This is a genomic window from Methylobacter svalbardensis (genome assembly GCF_037671525.1).
In the GTDB taxonomy this organism is placed as follows: Bacteria; Pseudomonadota; Gammaproteobacteria; order Methylococcales; family Methylomonadaceae; genus Methylobacter_A; species Methylobacter_A svalbardensis.
Genome location: NZ_JAWPOH010000120.1, coordinates 1 through 4,981, shown reverse-complemented (window position 1 = coordinate 4,981; position 4,981 = coordinate 1). Strand labels below are relative to the sequence as shown.

The 4,981-nt window shown below is 37.9% G+C and carries 7 protein-coding genes; 3 read left to right on the top strand and 4 right to left on the bottom strand.

Annotated features, from left to right (window positions below; translation table 11 throughout):
- Positions 1-84 precede the first annotated feature (84 nt).
- Entirely contained in the window at positions 85-276 is a 192-nt protein-coding gene (locus RW114_RS19800) for a hypothetical protein (RefSeq protein ID WP_340124461.1), read from the bottom strand.
- A 326-nt stretch (positions 277-602) separates the two neighbouring features.
- Between RW114_RS19800 and RW114_RS19795 the strand changes: the two genes are divergently transcribed.
- Entirely contained in the window at positions 603-959 is a 357-nt protein-coding gene (locus RW114_RS19795; protein WP_340124460.1) for a hypothetical protein, read from the top strand.
- 85 nt (positions 960-1,044) lie between these two features.
- On the opposite strand, the gene RW114_RS19790 is transcribed toward RW114_RS19795, so the two are convergent.
- On the bottom strand, positions 1,045-2,136 hold the full coding sequence (locus tag RW114_RS19790) for a lysozyme inhibitor LprI family protein (RefSeq protein WP_340124459.1): 1,092 nt from the start codon (positions 2,134-2,136) through the stop codon (positions 1,045-1,047).
- Between the two features lie 395 nt (positions 2,137-2,531).
- Positions 2,532-2,828 carry a hypothetical protein gene (locus RW114_RS19785; RefSeq protein WP_340124458.1) on the bottom strand — a complete coding sequence of 99 codons (297 nt, stop codon included), beginning with the start codon at positions 2,826-2,828 and terminating at the stop codon, positions 2,532-2,534.
- Positions 2,829-3,163: 335 nt separating this feature from the next.
- On the opposite strand from RW114_RS19785, the gene RW114_RS19780 reads away from it, so the two are divergent.
- Both RW114_RS19780 and RW114_RS19775 read left to right on the top strand, forming a co-directional pair.
- A complete protein-coding gene (locus tag RW114_RS19780) occupies positions 3,164-3,535 on the top strand; it encodes a hypothetical protein (RefSeq protein ID WP_340124457.1) in 372 nt (123 codons plus the stop codon).
- A gap of 158 nt (positions 3,536-3,693) precedes the next feature.
- A complete protein-coding gene (locus tag RW114_RS19775; RefSeq protein WP_340124456.1) occupies positions 3,694-4,062 on the top strand; it encodes a C1orf53 family protein in 369 nt (122 codons plus the stop codon).
- 64 nt (positions 4,063-4,126) lie between these two features.
- Here RW114_RS19775 and RW114_RS19770 read toward each other — a convergent pair whose 3' ends face one another.
- A complete protein-coding gene (locus tag RW114_RS19770) occupies positions 4,127-4,591 on the bottom strand; it encodes a CreA family protein (protein ID WP_340124455.1) in 465 nt (154 codons plus the stop codon).
- Positions 4,592-4,981 lie beyond the last annotated feature (390 nt).

Below are 4,981 nucleotides of genomic sequence, written 5' to 3'. Positions count from 1 at the left end.
AAATACGGAGCGGCAGAAATATCAGTTCCCGTATAAAAAAATTGGGACAGCGCCATTCAGCTGGAGTGTGAACAGGGCTCTATCTTAAATTAAGGCATTATTTGTCTGGACAATGGGGTCCACTATATACAGCGGAACCGTTTCTTTCCATTCGATCAGCAGTTTCTTTTGACGATCAATTTTTTTAGTTAGGCTATTAAATTGCTTTTGAGCCGCTGATAAGGTTTTTTTCCCTTCGGCCTTGGGTGTAATCCGGACTATTTTGGAGGCGTTCATTTTGTTGATCTCATGGTTAAGCGAATGAGAAATGGTAATGGAAAATCAATTGGCTCTATTAAAAGCTCACTGCAGCACCAGGTAAACAACGCAGGTAGAAATGTGGCAAACGTAAGCATCCCGTCTTGCATTAATTTAGCGAGGAAATGTCAAACAGCGACGAAAACTGTCCACTAACGATAGGTGTCAAATGTTCTGGTGTTCTTCGGATAAACCATGAATCCATCGCTAGAGAGTGTCTAGTTCAGCAAGTAATTATCAAATATTGTTTTTTATGGAAAGTTGTCTACTCTTTCTAAAGTAGAGATGAGGTTGGGAGAATGATCATGAAAGCGGTGGTTTTCTTGAAAATATTTTTGAACACCATAACGGCAATGTTAGTTGTCGTCATGCTTTGTGGTTCGAAGCCAACATATGCTGGTAAACAAAAAGCATTTGATAAATATGATCCACCCTCTGACTTAATTTTGGCGCTCCCAGACCAATTGCTCATTACTAAAAAAGTGAGCCAATTAAATGACCAGAAACTGGTTACAGACATTAGTAATGCAACCCAAACAGCCTCACTAAAAAGAATTCCAGTCAATGTAAACTGCGATGTCGATGTTATTCAAAATATATTGGGTGATGTGCCGCTTGCTAGCAGGATCTTTGGGAAATGTGGGCTGCATTATCACTATTAAAAAGGTTGATTAGCCAGTCGAATTTTATTCGACTCATTTATGGCGCTTGCCGCCCCGCTTATTGTTCCAAGCCCCTGCTTTGGTTTTATTGTGGTGCATCACAGTTAGATTTATCCTCGGCGGCAACACAGCCATACTTTCTAATTGATTTTTTATAAACTGTTTTTATGCAGTCAATATCGGTGTCACAGGCATATTTTGACTTTATTGATTCTTTCCAAATTGCATTAGTGGCTATAGGATCTGTGATTTTTGCCTTTTTATAAATCTGCATATTTTCAATATCCAAAACAGCTAACTCACGATTGGCACAAATTGTAAGCTCTGTTGGCTTGGCAGCGTTTGCACAATTAAAGCTGAGAGAAAATTGCTTTGTATCAGGTGACACAGATTGCGTGGCAACTGGTTGAGGAACTAGATCTTTGGATGCATGGGGTGCTTGGGATAGTTCTTTTTCAATCTGTTCGGCTTCAAGTAATTCTTTGTTTAATTTGTCTAAACCTTGTTTTTCTTGCATGGCTCTAATTTTTTCAGCTTCTAATTTGACCTGATCTGCTTCAGATTTTAAAGGCTCAACGGCTTGCTTTGGTTGTTCATCTTTTTGAACATAGTAGGTTTCTTGTGCTTCTAAGGTGGGCTTCAATAATGCAGCCGTTGTAATTTCATCAAGCAAATGGGCCCATGCAGTACTTTCAAACTCAACATGCGGTGCTTTACGCACGCCAGTCGGTTTTACGGTATATTCCACATTTTGAGTAAACACATTGTTGTTGTTTTCAATGTTTAATTGCTTGGCGTACTGAGCAATTTTTAATTGATGCTGACTATCTCGTGCTTGCTCAACATCAGTAAGCATAGCGGTCGGAACCGTAACTTTTAAAAGGCCATTGCAAAAGCTTTTGCTGCTATTTGGGTCTTGTTTAACCGTTTTGATATTTTCAACGGCTACTTGGATTTGAGCCAATGATGCTCTAATTTTAGTAGCGCCAAATACAAATGAGCCATCATACTGGTCATATCTTTTTTCAGTTGTTAGTTTTACTGCCTGCTCAATAAGAAGGTTATCAATTAACTTTTGGGTGTCTGGAGATGAGCAACTCGCAGTAGGTATTTGTTTATTGCAGCCAGACAGCATTAAGCTGGTGAAAAACAAGAGTGCAAGGAGTTTAATCTTCATAATTATTTTTAGGCAATGTAGGTGATATAGTTAACGATGTGAATTTTAAAATCAGGATATTTCATCATTACTTGGTGTAAGTCATATTGTCTGTTTTTCTGTCGATACAGAGTCGTCTAAGAGCCGTATAAATTAAATCCTATTTGTGCCCCAGTCCCAGTTCCAGGCAGGTCAGCAATGTTGTCTCCTGTAACACCATTCAAGGAGGTATGCTGAATTGCGTCAATTACATCAAAATCTACTCCTTTTTTACTCAAAAAACGTACAACTTTGTAAAGCCTTTAAGTCAGTAACTTAACAATAAGTTAGCGTCTTTAAAAATTATACTGCTTTTCGCTAAGATAGGAGTATTTGAGCGAGCAACGTCACAATCATCAACTGCTCGTAAGGAAAACTTAGTGGTCTCTTAGTTCATCTAGCTTTTTCTTTATTAGTTTGTTTTGTTGCTCAATATTTGGCAGCTCAGTTATGGCTTTTCTAAAGTCATCACGTACTTTTTCAGTATGCACAATATCGCTAAGATAGTGGCTTTCTATTCCCTTCAAATTTCCCCAAAAAGCTATAATGATAGCCAGGACTACAAAGTTCCATAGCTTTACTATACCTCTCGTTAATGAGGATGTAGCGGGATCAGATGTTATTGCAATCGTTATTGTAAGGTTGATTAGTAATAGTGCTAAAGCTTGAAGCATTTTGTATTCTCTCTGTTTTCGGTTAAATCGTTAATATTTAACTCTAAAATTACAATAAATAATTTTTAGCAAAAAAAAATAGAGTGAGCAATTAAAATCATGCGTGAGAGGCTATTGATTACCAATTTGCTGATTTTATTTTAAGTAGCATTGTAAGTGTATTTTAAAATTTATTTTTCATCTGAACCCCGTCGACATCTAATCAATTCGCGCTCCATCTTTGTAGTTTAGTTCACCAGTTTTATGTTCATCTTCTATTGTAATTGATTCAATCTGTCATGTATTTGATATATTCTATTAAAAGTCATACACTAAACTTTTTATTGGAGATTGATATGACAGATACAACTAAAAAATCAGCTAAAAGATTAACAGAAGAAGAAAAATCTGGCATCAACCAGATGCTTATGGATAAAAAACCTCATAAAGAAATTATTGAAAAATATAATATTAGTGTCGGTACTGTAAGTAACATGGTGAAAAAGTTATCCGGAAAAACCATCAAATCAACTGAACACAAAGAATCTAAGCATATAGCAGCTCTTAATGAATCGTTAACAGCTATCCAAAACCGTAAGAACTTGGTTGTGGAAATGTTGGAAGGTAGTTTAAAACAAGAGCTGGAACAGCTAACCATTGCTGAAGAAAATTTAATTAAAACAATTGATTCAATGAAAGAGTTGGAAGCATTGACCAAAAATAAATAATGTAATTAAGGTATTGACCTTTTGTGAGTGGCTACTTTACATTAATTTACATCTAAGCAATATTACAAAAGGTTAATATCATGATTTATAAAGAAGTTCCTTATTATAGATCTAACATGTTTGCTGGGATCTGATAAGCATGTCCACGGGTGCATCTGTTGAAAACTGAAATCAGCCCACAAAGTAAACTCTGTTCGAAGTGTAATGCTGTTTTAGTTTGTGGTTCGACTTCAGATGGAGAATCGTGCTGGTGCTTTGCCTATCCTGCTATTATGACAGTCGACCTTCAGCAGGATTGTCTTTGTGCGGATTGTCTTAGCAAAGCCATGCAAGAAAAAGTCACTGAATTTATTCATACATCAACTCAGCAGGAAATTATTGCTGTTGCGCGTAATTATCGTGGCAATGATAAATTAATTCAGGGTATAGATTATTCAATAGAGAATAATAAGCACGTATTTACACAGTGGTATCACTTAAAGCGTGGATCGTGTTGTGGGAATGGCTGTAAAAATTGTCCTTATTGATAGCGTAAAATGGGTGGTTAGTAAATCAGAAGGGTAGTGATAAAAGCAGTTTTCCATTGTACATCTAATGCCCAGTCCATGGCAAGATAGGAACCGTAGAGATACTGTTAGCGGGCGCTCCTTCGATGAGTTTGCGGCTGATGGCTACATAAACCAGCGTATTGCGTTTAGCGTCAAACAGGCGAGTCACGCGCGTTTCCTTGAACAGAATAGAGGTATCTTCACTGAATGCGGTTTCCTGTTCTGGCAGCTTGCCATTAATAATGATCGGCCCCACTTGTCGACAAGCAATTGAGAATTGAGAGGGATCTTCCGCTACACCCAGCGTTCCACTAATGCCTCCGGTGCGAGCCTGGCTGATATGACAGGTGACGCCTTGAACTTTTGGGTCATCAAAAGCTTGTACGCAGACCTTATGGTTTGCGCCGATCAGCTTCCACGCTGTAGTGATGCAGCTAATTTCTTCGGATTGAGCTTCATGCGTTAAAGAAATAAGAAGTAGTGCACATGTCGCAAGCGTTTGTTTCATAGGAATCGGAAAGTTGTTGGCCAGTTTGGTTGGATTGTAACAGATTGAGTACATCAAACAGGAATTGGTCTACTCCCAACGTAATTCTATCTTGCTCTGACATGAGTTGAGCGATGATACTCAATGGCTTCAGGGCTGACAGTAATAGGTTTGGCATACGCACATAAGGAAATGCGTCCTGACAAATCCAATTATAATGAGTGCTCAGGACAATTGTTGCTCAGTCATAACTTATTTTTCTTAACATTATCAAAGTCATATTTTTATGAACGTAATACATGGCGCTTGGATTCCAAAAAATACCCAAGACTTTATTCAATCGGGTGATTTTTACCTGTGGGTAGAAAGCGACGAGCTTAGCAGTAAGCCAAAAATTCCGCTCCATCCTCA